Origin of the sequence: Iodobacter sp., from assembly GCF_025352645.1 — a bacterium.
Lineage (GTDB): Bacteria > Pseudomonadota > Gammaproteobacteria > Burkholderiales > Chitinibacteraceae > Iodobacter.
Window position 1 is genome coordinate 14604 of the sequence record NZ_JANXSO010000038.1, and the last position, 20897, is coordinate 35500.

A 20897-nucleotide genomic window follows, 5' to 3' on the forward strand; every position below is an offset into this window, starting at 1 on the left:
TGTGCATCCGGGGCAAAAAACTCACCCATCCTACAAAACACATGTAGGGGCACGCCATGCCGTGCCCTTAAGATCAATAACTGTAAGTTAAGCCCGTAGTCAGCGTGGTGGCTTCAAAGCCGTTGCTTTGCTTATACAGGCTGGCACTGGCATTAAAAGACCAATCGTGCGAGGCGCGGTATTGCACGCCCAGCTGATAAGTTTGGGCATTAAAATTACCCAGTCTTGCATCGTTTGAGCCTAAGCCTGTCGCTGCAAAGGTGTTTTGCGTATCACGATAGCCACGGTAAAAATCAGCGGCAGTTTGGGTGTAGGCACGCAGCCCCAGGTGGGTGCGCCATGCCTCGTTTAGATCGGCATAAACCTTGATTTCGGCGGTGTGGCCGCTGATGCCCCAGTCGTCGCTGTAAAAGCGATACCAAGCATTGCTGGTGAAGGTGGAGTTCCAGTGTTTAACCCAACGCAAAGCCAAGCCGCCGCTGCTGCGCTGATCGGGGCGCAGCTCTGATGTCAGTGTGTGCTGGTTTAATAAATCGCTACGCACAATTTTTAGGTAATGATTGCTTAAGTAGCCACTGTCTTTGCCGGTATACAGGCTTGCTTCTAGCGTACTACTGGCATCTAACACCTGATTAATTCCGACCTGAAAGTTGATAACTTTGCTGTCTTCATCCTGAGCGTTATTGGTATAGGCAGTAGCCACCGAGGTGTTTTGCATCAGCCCAAGGCCAATGGTGTAAGAGCGATTATGCAGCTCGTCGTGCCAGAGCTGGGCCTGGCCGGATAGCTCGTAGCTGCTAAAATCAGGCTCGACTGAGCGGGCAATCCCTAGCGTGTATTCATTACGTGTTTCATCACGAATTACCAAGCTGGCGGATTGCGAGTTTCTGACTTCATCCGTAACGTGGGCCTTGCCCTCTACCCATTCATTGGCATGGCCTGGCTTGGCCACCCACATTGGCGTTGCGCCAGAAATAGCGTCGTAGCCAAAATCCAGTTTCAGTGTGTAATCGGTGCCAAAGTCTTTTTCAATGGCGACTTCAGCCATTTTTACGCCGATACGATCATCTGCTTCTTGGTACTGAGTGGCTTGAAAAGAAACGCTGTTTTCTGCCACGGCCCAAGGAGCGAGCAGGGCTGCGAGTAAGGGGATGGAGTGTTTTTTCATGGATTAATTGCAGCCGCAGCCGCCTCCTCCTACACCCGTTCCGCCCTTGATGGCTTCTTTAGATGTGTAAACGTGGCTATCAATTTTTGCCAGCGCAGGCACAGGGCCGCTCGGCTTCATGGTTTCTTTGGCTAGGCGGGCTTTTTCCCAAGGCTGCACGGTGGTGCAGGCGCTTAGCATGGCGGCAGCTAAAATAATTAGGCGCATCTTAATTCCCCAGTTTTTGCAGATCGGTTTCGATGATCTGGTCAATATCGGGCATTGCACCAAAGTGAATGCTGGCTACCTTGCCGTCTTTCAATAGATAAAGTGCCGGAAAGCCTTTGGGCTTAAACAGGCGTACTAGGCTTTGGTCAATATCGTTGCTTACCCGGAAATTCAGTGCGCCCTTGGCCTGTAATTCTTTTTGAAAAGCGCTTGCGGCGGCGAGAGTATCGTCGGCGTCCACGCCCATGATTTCTACTGCTTTTTTATCGATACGGCTGTTGAGTGCCGAAATCAGCGGGATCTCTTTACGGCATGAGCTGCACCACTCAGCAAAGAAATCCACCACGGTTATTTTGCCGTGGTCTACGCCTAGCTTGTTTAGCACGGTGGGGTCGACTGAATCCCCTACTTTGTAGGCGTGGGTGCTACTGCAAATAAATGCCAGCAGCAACGATGCAAGGGTGCGAGTCATAACGGAATCCTTCCTTTCGAAGGTGAAGAATGATATTTATTCTCATTCTCTATAGCAAGAAAATATTTCATTGGCATGATCAGGTGAAATATTTATTGCAGTGCTACTTATTTAGCATGAGGGGCTTGCTAACGATGGAGGTCTGATATTTATTGGCTTGCTGCGATATTTGTGCACCGTAAACGATCACTTTATTTTGCGGTGCATCATTTTGGCGCTAACTAAAATAGTGAGTCTTTTTTACATCACATTGCGTGAATTGAAGGGTAAACTGCATAAAAAATATAAATATTACTATTTTTGTCAGTAAAAAACGTATTTATTGATTTTTTTTGTAATTATTTTGCAGCGTTTTTTGCTGAAAATAAAAGCGGTGAAAGTTTGCGTTAAGCTAGGCGCTGCTTTACCGTGTGGTGAGATTGATTTTATATCTACAGATTACGGCATGATTATTGCTAATAATTAAAACTCTATCTGCCTCGTTGAGCACATCATGCTGCGCATTCTTCTTATCAACGAAAAGCCCCAGTTTTCCACAGAAATACGCCAAGCCTTGTTGGGTGGGGCTTATCTTTTACTGGAATTAAGTGCTAGCGTGGCTGTGGTTGAGGAAGCGGCTAAGTGGCAGGCAGATTTAATCATTATTGATTGTTTTTCTCCTTCTCAAGCTCTTTTACAGCAGCTAAATCTTATCGATAAAGCAAAATTAATGTTTGCAAGCAGCAAGGATAAGAAAGTAATTAGTCATATTATAAAAATAAATGTAAATAACTATGTAATTAATGGCGCAGAAGAACTAACTGCTCAGATGGCGATAGCGATCGCACATTACACGCAAAATAAAGAATTACAGCAGCGTATCGCCCTACTTGAGCAGCAATTAGCCGATAGAAAAATCATTGATAAGGCCAAAGGTTTACTGATGGTTAAGCGGCAATTAAGTGAGGCCGATGCTTATGACACCCTGCGCCGCCAAGCTATGAAACAAGGCCTTAAGCTGGGCGAGGTGGCAAGGCAAATCCTGCTGATGGCGGATGTGCTGGGTTAGGCTCTGTTGGCGTTTTCCGCCTCAGCGCAATTGTGAATGAAACATCAACAGGCGCTAGGTTATTGGGCGAAAAAAAGCCGACCCTTATCAGGTCGGCTTTTGCTTAAGTCAAAAGTCTTAGCCAACAAACTGACGGGCATTACGGAACATACGCATCCATGCGCCGTCATCCGCCCAATCGCTTGGGTGCCATGAGTTCTGCACGGTGCGGAATACGCGTTCTGGGTGCGGCATCATAATGCTGAAGCGGCCGTCCAAGGTGGTGACACCGGCAATCCCCTGTGGGCTGCCGTTTGGATTAGCTGGGTAAGCTTCGGTGGTTTTACCGTGGCTATCCACATAGCGCATGGCAACCAGTGCCTTACTGATATCGCCTTGCTGGCTAAAGTTGGCAAAACCTTCGCCGTGTGAAATCACCACCGGCATACGGCTGCCAGCCATTTCGCTGAAGAAGAGCGATGGGGATTTAGTCAGCTCAGCCATCACCAAACGTGCTTCAAACTGCTCGCTTTGATTACGGGTGAATTTAGGCCAGTGCTCAGCGCCTGGGATAATGCCGGAGAGATTCGCCATCATTTGGCAGCCATTACACACACCTAAACCAAAGGTATCGCTTCTGCCAAAGAAGGCTTCAAACTGCGCGCGGGCTGCAGCATTAAACAGAATTGATTTAGCCCAACCTTCGCCAGCGCCCAGTACATCGCCGTAGCTAAAGCCACCGCAGGCGGCCAAGCCTTGAAAGTTTGCCAGTTGGACGCGGCCAGAAATGACATCGCTCATATGCACGTCCACGGCGGTAAAGCCAGCGCGGGTAAAGGCGGCGGCCATTTCTACGTGGCCATTTACACCCTGCTCACGCAGTACGGCGATTTTTGGGCGAATGCCGGTGGCAATAAAGGGCGCAGCGATGTCGATGTCTTGATCAAAGCTCAGCTTGGCGAATAAGCCTTTCTCATGCTTGTCGCTAAGGCGGGCGTATTCGGCATCTGCACACTCAGGGTTATCGCGCAGGCGTTGAATGCGCCAGCTGGTTTCCGACCACGCTTTGTGCAGATCAATGCGTGACTCTTCAAGCACTAAGCGGTTACGCGCTTTAATCTTGAGTTTGTCATCGTGGTTGGTATTGCCAATCACATGCAGCTCGGAGCGGATATCCACATTGGCAAAGGCGGCGATCACGCTGGCGGTATCTGAGCGTTTGACCTGCAATACCGCACCCAGCTCTTCATTAAATAACACGCCCATAACGCGTGCGTTGGCATCGCGTACCACGTCTTCCGCAGTGATTTCATCTTGCTGACGTTGACGACGACGACGCTCGATACACAGCTCATCAATTTCTAGAGTCACGCCCACATGGCTGGCAAACATCATTTCGGTGATCGTGGCAAATAGGCCGCCATCAGAACGATCGTGATAGGCCAAGAGCTTGCCTTCCGCGTTCAGCTGTTGCACGGTTTCAAAGAATGATTTGAGGTGCGAAACATTCACAATATCGGGTGCTGAATTGCCGATTTGCTTGTAAACCTGCGCCAGTGCAGAGCCGCCTAGGCGGCACTTGCCATCGCCAAGATCGATCAGAATCAGATCGGTATCTACGCCGGTTTTTAGCTCTGGAGTCAGTGTTTTACGAACATCTGTAACCGGTGCAAAGGCAGAAATCACCAAGGAAAGCGGTGCAACTACTTGCTTTGCCTTGCCCGCTTCATCCCACACGGTTTTCATGGAAAGCGAATCTTTACCTACTGGAATCGATACGCCTAGCTCGCGGCATAGCTCTAAGCCAACCGCTTCTACGGTGTCATAAAGATTAGCGTCTTCACCTGTGTGCCCTGCGGCGGCCATCCAGTTTGCCGAAAGCTTAACGTCGGATAGCTGACGAATTGGCGCAGCGGCGATATTGGTTAAGGCTTCACCCACCGCCATACGGCCAGAGGCGGGGCCAGAAATCAGCGCCAACGGGGTGCGCTCGCCCATAGACATGGCTTCGCCAAGGTAGGAATCGTAAGCCATCGCGGTAACCGCCACGTCGGCCACCGGCACTTGCCAAGGGCCAATCATCTGGTCGCGAGCAGTAAAACCGCCCACGGTGCGATCACCAATATTAATCAGGAAGGATTTATCCGCAACCGATGGCAAGCGCAATACGCGGTAAGCGGCTTCTTTTAGCTCCAAGTCAGAAGCGTCAAAAGCAATCAGCTCAGGCGTAATCCGGCTCACGTCGCGCGTCATTTTTGGTGGCTTGCCGAGTAAGACATTCATCGGCATATCAACAGGCTTGTTGTCAAAATGATCGTCAGCCAGTACCAGTTGCTTTTCGTCGGTTACACGACCAACTACGGCAAAGGGGCAGCGCTCGCGCTCGCAAATCGCTTCAAACGCTAGCAAATCTTTAGGATCAATCGCCAATACATAACGCTCTTGGCTTTCGTTCGACCAGATTTCCTTAGGCGCCATGCCTTTTTCTTCGATATTGACTTTACGCAGATTAAACACCGCGCCTTGGCCCGCATCGTTTACCAGCTCTGGGAAGGCATTAGAAATACCGCCCGCGCCTACGTCGTGAATCGATAATACCGGGTTATTTTTACCCAGCTGCCAGCAGCGATCGATTACTTCTTGGGCACGGCGTTGGATTTCTGGATTGCCGCGTTGTACCGAATCAAAATCTAGATTGGCAGCGTTGTCGCCCGTGGCCATCGAGCTGGCCGCGCTGCCGCCCATCCCAATCAGCATGCCGGGGCCGCCAATTTGGATCAGGAGCGAGCCATCTGGCAAGCCGTTTTTCTTAACGTGTAGGGCGCTGATATTGCCCAAACCACCGGCAATCATAATCGGCTTATGGTAGCCACGGCGCTCGCCGTTTAGGTCTTCTTCAAAGGTGCGGAAATAACCACAGATATTTGGGCGGCCAAATTCATTATTAAATGCCGCCGCGCCAATCGGGCCTTCGATCATGATATCCAGAGCGCTGGCAATGCGATCTGGCTTGCCGTAAGGCTCTGCTTCCCAAGGCTGCTCGGCACCCGGAATATTTAAGTTAGATACGGTAAAGCCAGCCAAGCCCGCCTTAGGCTTAGAGCCACGGCCGGTTGCGCCTTCATCGCGAATCTCACCACCCGAGCCAGTTGCGGCTCCTGCAAATGGGGAAATAGCGGTTGGGTGGTTATGCGTTTCCACCTTCATCAAAATATGGGTTTGTTCGGTGCTGAATGCGTATTCGGCGCTGCCTGCCTGTGGATAAAAGCGGCCGATTTCTGCGCCTTCAATCACCGAGGAGTTATCCGAATAAGCCACCACCGTGCCTGCTGGCGCTGCCTTATGCGTTTCGCGGATCATGCCAAACAGGCTGTAATCTTGCTTTTGGCCGTCGATAATAAAATCGGCGTTAAAAATCTTGTGGCGGCAGTGCTCAGAATTAGCCTGCGCAAACATGGTGAGCTCAACATCGCTTGGGTTACGACCTAGTTTGTTGAAGTTTTCTACCAAGTAATCAATTTCATCGTCGCTCAGTGCCAAGCCAAATTCGCTATTGGCTTTGACCAGTGCGGCTTTGCCACCACCCAAGATATCGACAGTCAGAAAAGGCTTAGGCTCAAAGTGGCGGAATAATTCATTGCCCGCTTCCAAGCTGCTAAAGACTTCTTCAGTCATTCGGTCATGAATAAGCGGCAAGAGCAGATTACGCTCGGCGTTGGATAAAGCTTCACCATTACTCTTGCTGACATAAAACACTATGCCGCGTTCGATGCGGGCAATGTTGGTCAAGCCGCAGTGCTGGGCGATATCGGTGGCTTTAGACGACCAAGGAGAAATTGTCCCCAAGCGTGGCAAGACCATAATCAAGCTGCCAGCAGTTAGCTCTGGCTTGGCTGGTTCGCCATAATGCAGAATTTTGCTGAGGATAGCCTGCTCGCCATCACTGAGCGGCGCACTGAGTTCGCAAAAGTGCCAATACTCAGCATAAATGCGGGCTGTGACGCCATGAGTGGCTAGGGCGGCGGTCAGTTTTTCGACCCGGAAAGATGAAAGCGCGGTACCGCCGCGCAATTTGAGAACGTCAGCCATGTCTTTGATCTTGTCTGGAAAGCCTCGGGAAGTCGTAATGATACCCAAAAACGACCTGATTTGCCTTGAATATCGGCGACTGATTGCTAACTATGTGGAATTTTTAGCAGGGTAGACTGACGAAGTAAAGCATTTATCTTGCTTTTACTTACTGTTAGTTTTTATTAATATTTATATATTCTGAATTAATTAATAGGCGTTAAGGCGCTCTAATCAATGAGTTTGTTTGAAATGTAACAAAGCCCAGCATTGAGACTGGGCTTTGTATATGGGCAAATGTTTGCCGTGGTTTTAGAACTTGTAGCTACCACTCATGTAGAAAGAACGCATCATTGGGTCTGTGTAACGTGGGTCGTAGCCATTTTGGTGGCCATTACCCGTACGCAAGCTCATTGGTGGTTCAGTATTTAAGATGTTTTTAACACCCGCACGAATTTCAAATGCTTTATTGATGTTGTAAGTACCTTGCCAATCCATGGTGGTGTAGCTTGGTACATCCAAGGTAATCAGCTCATTTTTACCAGTGGCTAAATTACGTACAGATGCGGTTGTATCGCCATAGCCTGAGCGGAAGCTGATAGTAAGCGCATTATTGAATGCACCTGTTTTTAGCGCTGTCGTTAGTTTGATGATATTGCGGAACGATACGGCATTGTTTTCACCAGTATGGCCTAGGCTATCTGTCCAATCGTTATCTGTACCTGCACGAGTATAGGATGAATCAATGAGATAAGTCCCGGATAAAGTGCCTGATAAGGTGCCAAAATCAAACTTGTAATTACCGTTGAAATCCCAGTCGATACCTTGAGTATGAGATTGGCCAATATTCATGGACATGCTTTTAAATGCCCAGTACATGTCGCCAGTGCCTGCTTCTGCACTAGGCGTAAATAAGCTGGCGTATTTAGCTGGATCGCTAAAAGCCAGCTCTTGGCTAACTGCCGACACTTGGTTAGTGATGGTTACATCCCAAAGATCTGCACCAAATGAGAAGTTTGATGTTGGTTCAAAGCGGAAACCAATGGTGTATTGCTCTGACTCTTCAGGTTTTAGGCTTTGATTACCGCCTTTAAGCATATCGTATGCAGAGATCGTTGCTGGTTTGCAGTATGGAGTATTAGGAAATGGACAAGTATTTGTTTGAGTTACCCCAAACGCTACCAAAGGCTGTGCAATATCCAGCATATCTGGTGCTTTAAAGCCTGTACCAATCGAGCCACGAATTAGCAAAGATTTAGTTGGCTGATAACGGGCAGACAGTTTATAGGTGCTCGCCGCCATGTCTTCGCCCATGGTGGTGCCGGTAATACCATTATCAATTTTATTGATATTGTCGTAACGCAATGCCGCGCTGACTTCTAAATCTTGCACGATAGGCATAAGTAATTCTGCAGATAGGCCATAGGTAGCACGGTGCATATCGTAAGCTGGGATATCATTAAAGGCATAAATTTTGCCGTTGGCAGATGGGGATTGCTCATAACGATAGTCTCGATAATCCGCTCCAATCCCAATGCTGGCTGCACCTCCTGGTAGAGTAAACACTTCACTAGAGGCTTTGGCATCGATGCCTTTCAGTGTGGTGGATGCGGTGCGAACTGCACCATTAAAAATAGAATTTCTAATCAGCTGCTTAGTCGCGTCAGATTGTGAGCCAATCGGGGCGAATGGATCGAAAGATCCTTTTGCTAACATATCGCGGAATTCAGTATCTTTCATATAGCCGCCAACATAACGCTCTTCCAGCTCATTGCGGGACCAGGTTAAGGCGGTATTCCAGCTCCAGCCTAGTGCTTCTCCCTCAGCACCAGCAACAAAGTGGTTAGAGTCAGTCAGCGTCTGGGTATCACGAGTGCCCCAGTCGTAGGTGCGGTAAGTAACCCCCACTTTTTTTACATCTAGATCTTGTGCTGCATTGAGGTATGGTTTGATAGATTGGGTGTAATAAGGTGATGTTTTGTCAAAATTAATCGATACAGCATTCGGTGCAATACGGGCGGTCAGGTCATAGCGTGATAGAGCTATATCGCCAAAGAACTTGAGGTTATCGTTTACTTTGAACTGAGTATTAGCAAATAAACTGTCTCGTTTTGATTCTGGATAGATTTCAATGGTATTTACAAAGTCAAAACCACATGCATCTTTAGTGGTTAAACTTGGGACGTTTAATTCACCGCAATTGCCATTTTTTTTCAGGCCAGGGTTAAAGGTTTTATTAGGATTAGTTTTTGAATCTTTGAATTGAACCGTTGCATTACCTGGAACAGATGATGGGCTGGTTTTATCAAAAATATAGTTATTACCGTTGTAGCTCACTGGCAAATAAGCGGTTTTAGCAAAGTCACGATCTTTAGCTTTGAGCGGAGTTTGTTCGTCGTGGCGGTAAGAAATCAAAGTGTTAAAGCCATCTTCATCCAGATTGCCAAAGCCGTAGGTGAGCGATGTGTTCCAAGAAGAGCCGCCGCCTGATTGCTGTGGCGCATTGTAGCTAGCATCAACTTGACCACCTTGCAGGTTTTTCTTGGTAATAAAGTTAATTACACCGGCAATCGCATCTGAGCCATAAACTGCCGAAGCGCCATCGGTAAGCACTTCGATGCGCTCAATTGCACTCATTGGGATGGCGTTTAAGTTAACACTGCTGCCCGAGCCTTGTGGGGCGACGCGACGTCCATTGAGTAAAACTAAGGTGTAAGACTGGCCAATATCGTGCAGTGAGGCAAATACGCTACCACCCGAGTTAGTGCCATTTGCCGTTGCTGCAACAGAAAAGCCTTGCATAGCAGGAATGTTTTGCAGCAATTCAGCAACGTTAGTGGCCCCTGATCGAACAATTTCTTCTCTGGATATTTGCTGAACCGGTAAAGCGCCTTCTTTAACGATGCGCTTAATGCTGGAACCCGTTACTTCAACGCGTTGTACTTTATTTGGCGAGTCTTCGGCTACTGCAAAAGATACGTAGCTGATGCTCGCTAGCGCGAGGGCTAAGGCTTTGATTGGGAATTTCATCTCTGATCCTAGGTAACGACTTTGCTTTTTTTGGAGGCGCTTGTAAGTAAGCGATTAACCAGATCGTAACAATTACCTAGTAAATATTCCCGCTTTAAATGAGGTGGCTTGTTATTTGTTGCGTCTTTATGACACTAGGAGCAATGAAATGGCGTGGAGTGCCTGCTATCGAGGGGGTTTGGGTTTGTTGTGTGCTCTATCTGGCCTTAGCAATTCCGCAATACAAGCAAAGTCCTCGCTGTTTTCGCAGGGTGAATGCTTCTAAACTCTTTGTGCGCTGTTGAGCGTGATGTTTTCAAAAAAATCATAGGGACGGGGAGACAAGATGACGCAGCCAGCCGGTGCACAATTGCAGCTAAAGTGGGAATGCCTGACTAATCATTACGAGGGAGACCATTTTTTAGCCGAGCTTACTATTACTAATCTTTCTGATGTGGCGTTAACGGGGCAAGATTGGGCGCTGTATTTTAATAGCTGCCGCAAGATTAAGCCGGAAAGTGTGCAAGGTGGTTTTTGCGTTGAGCATGTAAATGGCGATCTTTCCCGTTTTATACCTTCAGCAGAGTTTGCAGGTTTAGCTGCGGGCGAATCGGTGGTGATTCGCTATCAAGGCCTGTTGTGGGTGATTAATGAAACGGACGCTCCGCTGGGGTTTTATATTGTTTATAAAAACGAAATAGCCGAAGCGATGGGGGATCCAGAGATCGTGCCTTTTAGCCGACCAGAGCAATGTAATCGCAGCCTTAGCGATCAAGTGCCGACCATGACGGCAGCATTACGCTTTGAAGAAAATAAAGCGCTCACCCTGCTCGCAAGTCATACCGTGGGCAAGATTACCCCCACCCCCTTGGAGGCCAGCTGGGCCGCAGGTGAATTCCTGATTACGGCGCGTACTTTGATTGTGCACAGCGAGCCTTTGGCTAAAGAGGCGGCGTTTTTGCGTGCAGCGCTGAGGGATGTCAGTGGGGTAGAGCTGCAAAGAGCCAGCACTGGCGCGGGGATTACCCTAAAAATTGGCGCGATCAGCGTGGCAGAAAGTGGCGCGCCGCTAGAGGCATATCTATTAGAAATTAGCGCGGCGGGCATTGTTATTACCGGCGCTAGCCCAGCAGGGGTGATGAACGGGATTCAATCGCTGCGCCAGTTGCTACCGGTGGATAGCTACCAGAATCCACAAGCCGAGCTGGCGGTGCCATTGGGCCGAGTATTGGACGCGCCACGCTTTGCTTATCGCGGCATGCACTTGGATGTGGGCCGTAATTTTGCGAGCAAAGAAACGGTGCTGCGCTTACTTGATTGCATGGCGCTGTATAAGCTAAATAAATTTCACTTTCACCTCACCGATGACGAGGGCTGGCGCTTAGAGATTCCATCCTTGCCCGAGCTTACTGAGCTTGGCTCCTTGCGTGGCTTTAGCGTGGGCGAAAAAACCAGTTTATTGCCTAGCTTTGGCTCGGGTGCTGAAGTGGCAGGATCAGCGGGGACGGGTTTTTATACTCGGGCCGAGTTTATCGAGATCTTACAATTTGCCACGGCCCGTCATATCGAAGTGATCCCAGAAATCGACGTGCCAGGCCATGCCCGTGCTGCGATTAAGGCGATGGAGCTGCGTTATGAGCGCTTAAAAGCAGCGGGTGATTTGGCGGGGGCAGAGGAATATTTGCTGAGTGATTTCAACGATCAATCCAAGTATGAATCGGTGCAGCTCTGGCGCGACAATGTGATGTGTATTGGTCAGGAATCTTGCTACCGCTTTATTGAAACGGTGCTGGTGGATATGAAGGCGATGTTTGCTGAGGCTGGCGCACCACTCACTACCATGCACACTGGCGGGGATGAAGTGCCGCATGGCGCGTGGGAAGGCTCGCCAATCTGCCAAGCCTTTATGCAAGAGCAGGGTATGGAGTCGATTCAAGCGCTGCAAAATTACTTTTTAGCCCGTTATCGCACTATTTTGCAAAAGCATAATCTGGTGTTTGGCGGCTGGGAAGAAATTGCGCTGTCTAAGCAAGACGGCAAGCATGGCCCCAATCCTGAGTTTATTGAGGCTAAGTTCCAGACCTATATCTGGAACAATATTTGGGGCTGGGGGCAGGAAGATATTGCTTACCAATTAGCTAATGCGGGCTATCAGGTGGTGCTGTCGAACGTGACCAATCTTTACTTTGATTTGTCTTACGCCAAAGATCCGCAAGAGCCAGGCTATTACTGGGGCGGCTTTATTGAAACGCGTGGCGCTTATGAGTTTTGCCCTTTGGATATTTACACTACGGCCACGGTTGATCTATTGGGCAAGCCATTAGATGTGAGCAAAGTGGCGCAAATGCAGCGTTTAACGCCAGCAGGTAAACAAAACGTATTGGGGATTCAAGGCCAACTGTGGGGCGAAAATACCCGCAATCAAACGCGGGTTGAATATTTGGCCATGCCACGGGTGATTGCTTTGGCAGAGCGGGCTTGGGCGGTAGATCCAGCTTGGACTTCGCTTGCAAATAAAGCTGAGCGTGATGCCAAAATGGATGCCGATTGGAACCAGTTTGCCAATCGCTTAGGCCAACGTGAATTGCCCCGCCTAGATGGCTTTTTAGGTGGTTATGGCTACCGTATCCCGCTGCCGGGCGTGCAATGCACAGATGGCTTAGTCGCTTTGAATGTGTCCGCACCAGGCTTGGCTTTGCGTTATACCTTGGATGGCAGCGAGCCAACTGCCACGTCCACGCTATATACCGCCCCATTTTCTGCCAATGGGGTCGTCAAAGCCGCCGCATTTAGCCGTAGTGGGCGTAAGAGTAGAACAGTTTAATGTAGGGTGGGCGAGATTTTTGCCCACGCGTTTTTAGAGCGCGGTATGGGCGGGTTTTAAACCCGCCCTTACACCCGCCTATTTCGCCAGCGCAGCCTTTAGCAGCTCTGCTATTTGCTGAACAATCGCCGCTTCTTTATCCGCGTCATATTGCTTAATGGCTGGGGTATGAATATGGCCAACTGGGATTTTTACTCCAAGCTGATCGCGTAAACGCAGGCTGCGGTAGGAAATCTCATTGGATAAATAGCCGCCGCCCGATCCTTCTACCGACACTTCTTTTGCCAATTCGGCTAAATTCTTTGGGCAAAACTCTTTTTGGCGCAGGCTGCTGATGGTGCAGTTGTCATGCACGCTAAAGGGCTGTTGCACGGCCAACATCGCTTTGGCGGGCAGGCCAAACTCTACAAACTCGGCACCGGCCAAGGTTGATCCCTTGAGCAGGGGTAACACGGGATTTTTTAGCGTGCCGCCGGTTTTAATATTCAAATTATCCGGAAAATCAGCCGAGCGGCGCAGGCCTGGATAGCGCTCTAAATCAAAATCTTTGCGCCCCATGCTGACGGTGACGATCAAATCTACGGGCAATTTAAAATAGGGCGTAAGTAGATCTTCTACAAAACCAGCATCAAAATCGGCAAAGCGTACCGGTGCAATTGCGGTTTCAATTTGCGCCTGCTGGCCATTCACTTCTATAAATTTACCATCGAGCAGCAGCGCGGCTAGGCCAGATGGGTTGCTTTGATTAATGTTTCTATCCAGTAAAAATGGATCAAATCCCGTCAGCAGAATGCGTTTTACTCCATTGGTGTAGCGGATATCTTGAGTGCCACGGCTGCTTTGCTCAAATAGGGCTAACCAGCTATTTCGCTGCGTCGTATCAGCATCAAAGCCAATCTTGCCATCGCGGATTTGCTGAGTCATCGCGAGGCGAGCCCAGTAAAGTGGCCTATCGTCTGTGGTTTGCCGTGCTTGCTGGCGGGCATTACTCCAAAGCGCCTGCCCTGCACTGATTAACAGTGTATCGACTTCTGGGCTATTTTTTGCCGTGGCTAAGTCGCTGCCAAGTTTGCTGATTTGTGTCTCAAAAGGCGCTAGCAAATGTGGCATGGCCGACTGGGCCGCATCTAAGCGTTTTTCTTCCACACTGGCCGCAAGGCTATGGGCGCTAACAATCAGGCTAAGACAGAGGCTGGCCGCTTTTAATCTCATTTAAGTTTATCCGCTAGGGTCACTATTAAGTGCGAAAGCATAAGCTGATCGCTCATTTGATCGATATAAAAAAACGCCTAGGCTCACATACTGTTGTATGTAAGCGCCAGACGTTATTGTAGCGGCACGGCATGCCGTGCCCTTTAATCTCAATTAAGCAGCTAAGCGTGCAGCAACTACATCCCAGTCAACTAGCTTCCAGAAACCTGTTAGGTAGTTAGGGCGGCTATTGCGGTAGTCGATGTAGTAAGCGTGTTCCCACACATCACAGGTCAACAGCGCTGTGTCAGCGCTTGTTAGCGGGGTAGCTGCTGCAGAGGTGTTTACGATAGCGAGGGTGCCATCGGCTTTCTTAACTAGCCATGTCCAGCCAGAGCCAAAGTTGCCAGCAGCAGAAGTATTGAAAGCTTCTTGAAACTTAGCAAATGAGCCCCATACGCTATCAATAGCCGCAGCTAAATCACCAGTAGGAGCGCGGTCAGCAGCGTCGCTATTTGGCTTGAAACCTAGCCAGAAGAAGGTGTGGTTCCAAACTTGCGCTGCATTGTTGAATAAACCACCAGCAGGGGCTTTTTTAACGATTTCTTCAAGCGACAATGATTCGTTATCAGTGCCTTTGATTAAATTGTTTAAATTGGTGATGTAGGTTTGATGATGTTTGCCGTAGTGATAAGACAGCGTTTCTGCTGACATAAATGGAGCAAGAGCATCTTGTGCGTAAGGCAATTCAGGCAGTTTGTGTTCCATCGTGATCTCCGATTGGGTATGTTTTTGGGCGCTAAACAACTTTGATTAAATATCGGGACTATCCCCATTAATTTCAAGTTCTGAGCGGTAGCTTAATTTTTATAATGGCAGTATTTTGCCAGCTTTCTGGCAAATTAAGTCGTTAATCTGTGCTAAATGATTGCACTACCTTTGATGCTTACAGTATGTTTGCAGTTGTTTTGCGCGCAAACTAGCCTATGTGGTAGAAACACTCGGTTTTGGGGCAGGCGGCTGCCTGTGGTATCTTTCGCCGTCTACAAAAAGTTGTCGGCAAGCTCGGCTTCAGGAATTTAAAAATGACTATTCTTGCACTTATTATTGCTCTGGCGCTGGAGCAGTTCCGGCCTTTATCTAATCGTAATTTATTCACTTTGGCTTTTGTGCGCCTTGCTAATCAATTGGAGCGTGGCCTTAATGCTGGCGAATATCGAAATGGCGTAGGCGCATGGCTGGTGTTGGTGTTGCCTTTGCTCGCCATTTCGTTTGCGGTGTATACCTTGTTGTGCCGCATCAATGTGGGCTTTGCTCTGTTTTGGAGCGTGGCGATACTTTACCTCACCATGGGGTTTCGCCAGTTTAGCCATGCGTTTTCAGGTATTTCCAAGGCCTTGCAGGCGGATGATTTAGACGCTGCACGCGCTTTGCTCTCGGATTGGAATGGCCAGCATGCATCAGAAATGAGCGCCGATGAAGTGTCTAAAGTGGCCATCGAGCAAGGCTTGGCTGATTCTTATCGTTATGTGTTTGGTACGCTGTTTTGGTTTGTGGTGCTGGCGTGGTTGGTGGGGCCAGCAGGTGCGCTGCTCTACCGCGCGGCTAGTTTGTTGGCACAAAAATGGGGCCGCAGTTCAGGTCCATTTGGGCAGTTTGCCGTGACCGCGCTTGAAATTCTCGATTACTTGCCGGTACGTTTAACCGCCGCCAGCTTTGCCATTATGGGTAATTTTGAAGATGCCGTTTATTGCTGGCGCACCCAAGCTCAATCTTGGGCGGATTATATTGACGGCGTTTTATTATCGAGCGGAGCAGGGGCGATTGGTGTGCGTTTGGGCGACACTTTGCATCAAGATCACACGGTTAAATTTCGCCCTGAGCTAGGCGTTGGCGATGCCGCTACTCCCGATTACTTAGCCAGTGCCGTGGGCTTGATCTGGCGCACGGCTATTCTGTGGATTGCTATCGTACTGCTATTTAGCCTGGGGTCTTGGCTAGGAGCTGTTGCAGTTTTGTAAGCTTAGCTTGAGTTTATTCATAGGAGTCTTAAATGCCAAGCATTCAGATTGATCAAGCTGTCATAAATGTGAACAATATTTTTTGTGTGGCCCGTAATTATGTTGCGCATGCAGCGGAAATGGGCGCGAGTATTGGTACGGAGCCAGTGGTGTTTATCAAGCCTAATTCTGCCGTACGGCAATCTGGTGAAGCGCTACAACTGCCTGCTTGGTCTAAAGACGTGCACCATGAGGCCGAGCTGGTGGTGGCAATTGGCTGTGGCGGCAAGAATATTGCTGCTGAAGACGCACTACAGCATATCGCTGGTTATGCCCTAGGATTAGATTTAACCGCCCGTGATGTGCAAGCTAAGGCTAAACAAAATGGCATGCCGTGGACTTTATCTAAAGGCTTTGATGGCGCAGCCGTGCTGACTAAATTTGTACCCGCCAGCGCTATCAGCAATCCATCTGCGGTGACGTTTTCTTTTGAAATTAATGATGAGATCAAGCAAGAGGCCGACACAAAGCTGATGGTTTTTGATGTTGCTACCTTGATTGCTTGGATTTCTAGCCGGTTTACCTTGCAAGTCGGCGATTTAATTTACACCGGCACGCCAGAAGGCGTCGGCCAAATCCAATCGGGAGATCGCTTAAGACTCAGCTTGGGTGAGCTAATCGATGAGACTTTTGTGGTGGCTTGATTGACCAATATCTTGTAGGGGTGCTGCTTGCTGCGCCCTATCCAGCGAGGGCGCAGCAAGCAGCGCCCCTACAAGTTAGCTCTATTCACGTTGATCATCTCAGATAAACAACAAAAAAATGAGCAAGAAACATCATCAGGTAGATTTTTAAACCGCATCTAGGCTGGATAGATCCCAGCGTGGCTTCACTGCATAGCTTCCCGCCGCCGTTGCAAATTTCAGGCGCTGTGCGCCTGCAAATGCGATCATTGCGCCGTTGTCGGTACATAATTCGAGTGGCGGATAAAACACTTCAAAGCGGCGTTTTTTAGCGGCGGCATCTAAGCCCGCACGTAGCTGCTTATTGGCCCCAACTCCCCCCGCAATCACCAAGCGATTCATGCCGGTTTGCTTAAGCGCGGCTAAGCATTTTTTGCTAAGTACTTCCACCACCGCCTCTTGAAACGCCGCGCAAATATCGGCTTGCGTTTGCGGGTCTAGCTCGGCTTGCTTTTGAGCCAGTTGCAGTACGGCCGTTTTTAGCCCGCTAAAGCTAAAATCTAGATTACCTGAATGCAGCATGGGGCGCGGCAGGGTGAAGCGTTTTGCATCCCCTTGCTCGGCCAACTTAGATAGCGCTGGGCCACCGGGGTAGCCAAGGCCTAATAATTTAGCCGATTTATCAAAAGCCTCTCCGGCAGCATCGTCAACAGTTTCTCCTAGGATTTCGTACTGACCAATTCCACGTACGGCCATGAGCTGGGTGTGGCCACCCGACACCAATAGAGCAACAAAAGGAAACTCAGGCGCGGGCTTGGCTAGGAGCGGAGAAAGCAAATGCCCTTCTAGGTGGTGTACGGCGACTACAGGCTTGCCTAGAGAGAACGCCAGTGCATTGGCAACCGAAGCGCCTACCAGTAGCGCACCGGATAGCCCAGGCCCCGCGGTATAGGCAACGGCATCGATATCGGCCAGCGTTTTTCCTGATTCAGCCAAACAAGCCGAGGTGAGCGGCAGGGCGCGGCGAATATGATCGCGTGAGGCCAGCTCGGGCACCACGCCGCCGTATTCGGTATGCATGGCAATTTGTGAGTGGATTTGATGCGCCAGCAGCCCGCCATCGGTGTCGTAGAGCGCAATGCCGGTTTCGTCGCAGGAAGATTCAATGCCTAATACCAGCATGCCAGCGTACTCAAAAAGTGATGTAATCCGCCATCTTAACGGCCTGATGCAATTATATAAAGTGCCATTTTTAAACGCAGCCATTGGGCATCGCAGTAGGTTTACGATGGCCTGTTGATGATTGGGCTTTGACATGTGGCTCTAGTTTATGGATAATGCTACGCCTTGATTGATGTAAACGATTCTGGTCTTTTTTTGAGATCATCGTAAAACAGGATTGCTCGATGCCTAACGTACGCGTAAAAGAAAATGAACCGTTTGAAGTTGCGATGCGTCGCTTCAAGCGTGCTGTTGAAAAAACTGGTTTGTTGACAGACCTTCGCTCGCGCGAATTCTACGAAAAGCCAACGGCTGAACGTAAACGCAAGCAAGCTGCTGCTGTAAAGCGTCAGCACAAGCGCCTGCGTAGCCAAACACTGCCACCAAAGCTCTACTAAGAGTTTTACAGCAGCGCATGCCGAAAGGTCGCCTAGAGCGGCCTTTTAGCATTTCTATTTCATTCACGGAGTGAATCTATGAGCCTAAGACTGCAAATCCAGAACGATATGAAAACCGCGATGAAAGCAAAAGAAGCTGATCGCCTTGGTACAATTCGTTTGTTGCTGGCCGCCATTAAACAGCGTGAAGTGGATGAGCGTATTGAGCTGGATGATTCGGCGGTGACCGCTGTGATTGAAAAAATGCTCAAGCAGCGCAAAGACAGTATTGGGCAGTTTGAAGCGGCAAATCGCCAAGATTTGGCGGATAAAGAAAAGCAAGAAGTGGTGGTGTTGATTGAATATATGCCGCAGCAGTGTTCCACAGAAGAAATCGCAGCAGCAGTGGCGAGCGCAGTGGCTAACCATGGTAAAACCCCAGCAGCAATGGGCAAAATTATGGCGGAGCTAAAAGCTGCACTGGCAGGACGCGCCGATATGAGCGAAGTCTCTAAGCTGGTTAAAGTGGCAATGGCTTAATTGATTGGCTCTGATCTGTGCATCAGAGGTTAGAAAATCTGCATTTAATTCTTAGGCTTAGATGTAGATTTTTGGTTGGCTTTTTGTTTCTAAATGGTCCATCAGGGTTGGAAAAACAACAAGATGGCAAAAATACCTGACGATTTTATCCAAGATTTACTGAATCGCGTCGATATTGTGGACGTGGTTGAGCGTTATTTGCCGCTGAAAAAAACCGGCCAGAATTACAGCGCCTGCTGCCCTTTTCATAAAGAAAAATCACCCTCGTTTACGGTGAGCCAAACTAAGCAGTTTTATCATTGCTTTGGTTGTGGCGCGCACGGTTCGGCGGTGGGCTTTGTGATGGAGCATCAGGGTATGAGTTTTCCAGATGCAGTGCGGATGCTGGCTGAATCAGTAGGCATGCAAGTGCCAGTGAGCGACGCGCCCATCAGCGAAAAAGCCAAGGCCGCACCTGGTATTTATGACGTGCTTAAAACCGCCATGAATTATTATCGTGCCCAGCTTAAAACGGCACCGGCGGCCATTGAGTATTTGAAAAGCCGCGGGGTGGAAGGACGTATTGCTGCCCGCTTTGGGCTGGGATTTGCGCCAAGTAATGGGCAATCGCTTAAAGCCGTGTTTGCAGATTATGAGCATAATGCGGTCATTAAAGATGCAGGCTTGGTGGCGGAAGAAGAAAATACTCTGCGTCGCTATGATCGATTTCGCTCGCGGGTGTTGTTCCCAATTTTAAACCAGCGTAGCCAAGTGATTGGTTTTGGCGGCCGTATTATGGGTAATGGTGCGCCCAAGTACTTGAATTCGCCCGAAACGCCCGTATTTGAGAAGGGTAAGGAACTATATGGTTTGCCACAGGCCAGAGCTGCGATCCGTGATCGTGGCCGTGTGTTGGTGGTAGAAGGCTATATGGATGTGGTGATGCTTAATCAGCATGGTGTGGAATACGCGGTGGCCTCCCTAGGCACGGCATGCACACCAGAACATATTCGTAAGCTATTAAAGCTGGCCGATGAGGTCTATTTTTGCTTTGATGGCGATAAAGCAGGCAAGAAAGCCGCGTGGCGGGCACTAGAAAATAGTTTAGAGCAACTGGTAGACGGTAAAAAACTGGCGTTCCTATTTTTGCCAGCCGAGCACGATCCTGATTCTTACGTACAAGAATTTGGTCAACAGCGCTTTGAAGCGGCGTTATTGCAAGATTCTGTGCCACTAGCACAGTTTTTACTGAAAGAATTATCTAGTCAAGTTCAGCTGGAAAGCGAAGAAGGGCGGGCTAAATTGATAGCTTTAGCCGCGCCAATGCTCGCTCAAGTAAAAGCACCAGCCTTTGGAATGATGATTCGCAAACGCTTGGCAGAGTTATCCCGCTTAGAAATGAGCGAATTAAGCACCGTTTTGGATGGTGGCCCTGTAAGATCTGTGCCGGAATATTTGCCAACTGAAAGTTATCAAGGCGAATCGGCATCTGAGCCTTACGGGCAGCCTTGGGCGCAGCAAGTTGCTCAGCCAGAAAAACGCACTTGGCAAGCCAATTGGCAGCCTAAAAGTAAGTGGAAAGGGCGGGCGGGTGAAAAAATCCCCGCTCACCAAATGCCAAGGCCTGCACCCAGAGCCGCGCCGACTGGGCCGGTACATAAGTTGATTCAACTGGTATTGGCGCATCCAGATTTAGCACGGCGCAGTGAGCCAGTATGGCAAACATGGCCAGAAACCGAAGCGGTAGGCTTAGCACAAGAGTTGCTTGATAAAATTTGTAATTATCCATTATTGGGTAGTTTGCAACTCGTAGAGTCATGGCAAGGAATGTTTGACTACGATGTACTACATCGTTTGCGTATTTCTGGCGGGGAGTACTTTGACAAGGCTTCTGAGGCCGAGCTTGAAGAGCAGCTGGCAGCAACGCTAAAAGCGGTAGAAGTCAGTGTGATTCGCCCGATGATGCAAGAGCGCTTTTATGCTCTGACCTATAAGCAAGCGAATGGTGGACTAACAGAGGGAGAAAAACTGGAGTTTGCAGCACTCGTATCTCACCGATAAACAGCCATTGAAAACGAACGATTGTTTGCTGCGCATACAAAGCGAACCCTAGCATTACCATGGGTAATAA

Annotated in this window: 15 protein-coding genes; 7 read left to right on the forward strand and 8 right to left on the reverse strand. The window is 49.1% G+C overall.

The window, feature by feature from the left end; genetic code table 11:
- Nucleotides 1–73: 73 nt before the first annotated feature.
- From Q0R17_RS05085 to Q0R17_RS05095, 3 genes are read right to left on the reverse strand one after another with little or no spacing between them, the layout of a single operon-like run.
- Nucleotides 74–1168, reverse strand: a complete 1095-nt coding sequence (locus Q0R17_RS05085; RefSeq protein WP_293932725.1) for a DUF3570 domain-containing protein — start codon at nucleotides 1166–1168, stop codon at nucleotides 74–76.
- A 3-nt stretch (nucleotides 1169–1171) separates the two neighbouring features.
- Nucleotides 1172–1375 (reverse strand): DUF4266 domain-containing protein, encoded by a 204-nt coding sequence (locus Q0R17_RS05090; protein ID WP_293932727.1) that lies wholly within the window; start codon nucleotides 1373–1375, stop codon nucleotides 1172–1174.
- Nucleotide 1376: 1 nt separating this feature from the next.
- A complete protein-coding gene (locus Q0R17_RS05095; protein ID WP_293932729.1) occupies nucleotides 1377–1847 on the reverse strand; it encodes a TlpA disulfide reductase family protein in 471 nt (156 codons plus the stop codon).
- A gap of 493 nt (nucleotides 1848–2340) precedes the next feature.
- Between Q0R17_RS05095 and Q0R17_RS05100 the strand changes: the two genes are divergently transcribed.
- Complete coding sequence (locus Q0R17_RS05100) at nucleotides 2341–2895, forward strand: ANTAR domain-containing response regulator (protein ID WP_293932730.1); 555 nt, start codon at nucleotides 2341–2343, stop codon at nucleotides 2893–2895.
- A 117-nt stretch (nucleotides 2896–3012) separates the two neighbouring features.
- On the opposite strand, the gene purL is transcribed toward Q0R17_RS05100, so the two are convergent.
- Both purL and Q0R17_RS05110 read right to left on the reverse strand, forming a co-directional pair.
- Nucleotides 3013–6963 carry a phosphoribosylformylglycinamidine synthase gene (gene purL, locus Q0R17_RS05105; RefSeq protein ID WP_293932732.1) on the reverse strand — a complete coding sequence of 1317 codons (3951 nt, stop codon included), beginning with the start codon at nucleotides 6961–6963 and terminating at the stop codon, nucleotides 3013–3015.
- Nucleotides 6964–7254: 291 nt separating this feature from the next.
- Nucleotides 7255–9972 carry a TonB-dependent siderophore receptor gene (locus Q0R17_RS05110; RefSeq protein ID WP_293932734.1) on the reverse strand — a complete coding sequence of 906 codons (2718 nt, stop codon included), beginning with the start codon at nucleotides 9970–9972 and terminating at the stop codon, nucleotides 7255–7257.
- Between the two features lie 325 nt (nucleotides 9973–10297).
- Between Q0R17_RS05110 and Q0R17_RS05115 the strand changes: the two genes are divergently transcribed.
- The gene (locus tag Q0R17_RS05115; protein WP_293932735.1) at nucleotides 10298–12775 is read left to right on the forward strand and encodes a family 20 glycosylhydrolase; all 2478 of its coding nucleotides are present in this window, start codon (nucleotides 10298–10300) and stop codon (nucleotides 12773–12775) included.
- Between the two features lie 78 nt (nucleotides 12776–12853).
- Here the strand turns inward: Q0R17_RS05115 and Q0R17_RS05120 are convergent, their stop codons facing one another.
- A complete protein-coding gene (locus tag Q0R17_RS05120) occupies nucleotides 12854–13987 on the reverse strand; it encodes a hypothetical protein (RefSeq protein WP_293932737.1) in 1134 nt (377 codons plus the stop codon).
- Nucleotides 13988–14140: 153 nt separating this feature from the next.
- On the reverse strand, nucleotides 14141–14734 hold the full coding sequence (locus tag Q0R17_RS05125; RefSeq protein WP_293932739.1) for a superoxide dismutase: 594 nt from the start codon (nucleotides 14732–14734) through the stop codon (nucleotides 14141–14143).
- A 317-nt stretch (nucleotides 14735–15051) separates the two neighbouring features.
- Here Q0R17_RS05125 and Q0R17_RS05130 point away from each other — a divergent pair, with 317 nt between their 5' ends.
- Both Q0R17_RS05130 and Q0R17_RS05135 read left to right on the forward strand, forming a co-directional pair.
- A complete protein-coding gene (locus tag Q0R17_RS05130; protein ID WP_293932741.1) occupies nucleotides 15052–15987 on the forward strand; it encodes a CobD/CbiB family protein in 936 nt (311 codons plus the stop codon).
- Nucleotides 15988–16019: 32 nt separating this feature from the next.
- Nucleotides 16020–16670: a fumarylacetoacetate hydrolase family protein gene (locus tag Q0R17_RS05135; RefSeq protein WP_293932742.1), complete on the forward strand. Its 651-nt coding sequence runs from the start codon at nucleotides 16020–16022 to the stop codon at nucleotides 16668–16670.
- A 147-nt stretch (nucleotides 16671–16817) separates the two neighbouring features.
- Here the strand turns inward: Q0R17_RS05135 and tsaD are convergent, their stop codons facing one another.
- Nucleotides 16818–17831: a tRNA (adenosine(37)-N6)-threonylcarbamoyltransferase complex transferase subunit TsaD gene (gene tsaD / locus Q0R17_RS05140; protein WP_293932767.1), complete on the reverse strand. Its 1014-nt coding sequence runs from the start codon at nucleotides 17829–17831 to the stop codon at nucleotides 16818–16820.
- Between the two features lie 224 nt (nucleotides 17832–18055).
- Between tsaD and rpsU the strand changes: the two genes are divergently transcribed.
- From rpsU to dnaG, 3 genes are all read left to right on the forward strand, one after another.
- Nucleotides 18056–18268, forward strand: coding sequence for a 30S ribosomal protein S21 (rpsU, locus tag Q0R17_RS05145; protein ID WP_046350429.1), 213 nt, complete (start codon nucleotides 18056–18058; stop codon nucleotides 18266–18268).
- Nucleotides 18269–18346: 78 nt separating this feature from the next.
- Nucleotides 18347–18787: a GatB/YqeY domain-containing protein gene (locus Q0R17_RS05150; RefSeq protein ID WP_293932746.1), complete on the forward strand. Its 441-nt coding sequence runs from the start codon at nucleotides 18347–18349 to the stop codon at nucleotides 18785–18787.
- A gap of 123 nt (nucleotides 18788–18910) precedes the next feature.
- The gene (dnaG, locus tag Q0R17_RS05155) at nucleotides 18911–20827 is read left to right on the forward strand and encodes a DNA primase (protein WP_293932747.1); all 1917 of its coding nucleotides are present in this window, start codon (nucleotides 18911–18913) and stop codon (nucleotides 20825–20827) included.
- Nucleotides 20828–20897 lie beyond the last annotated feature (70 nt).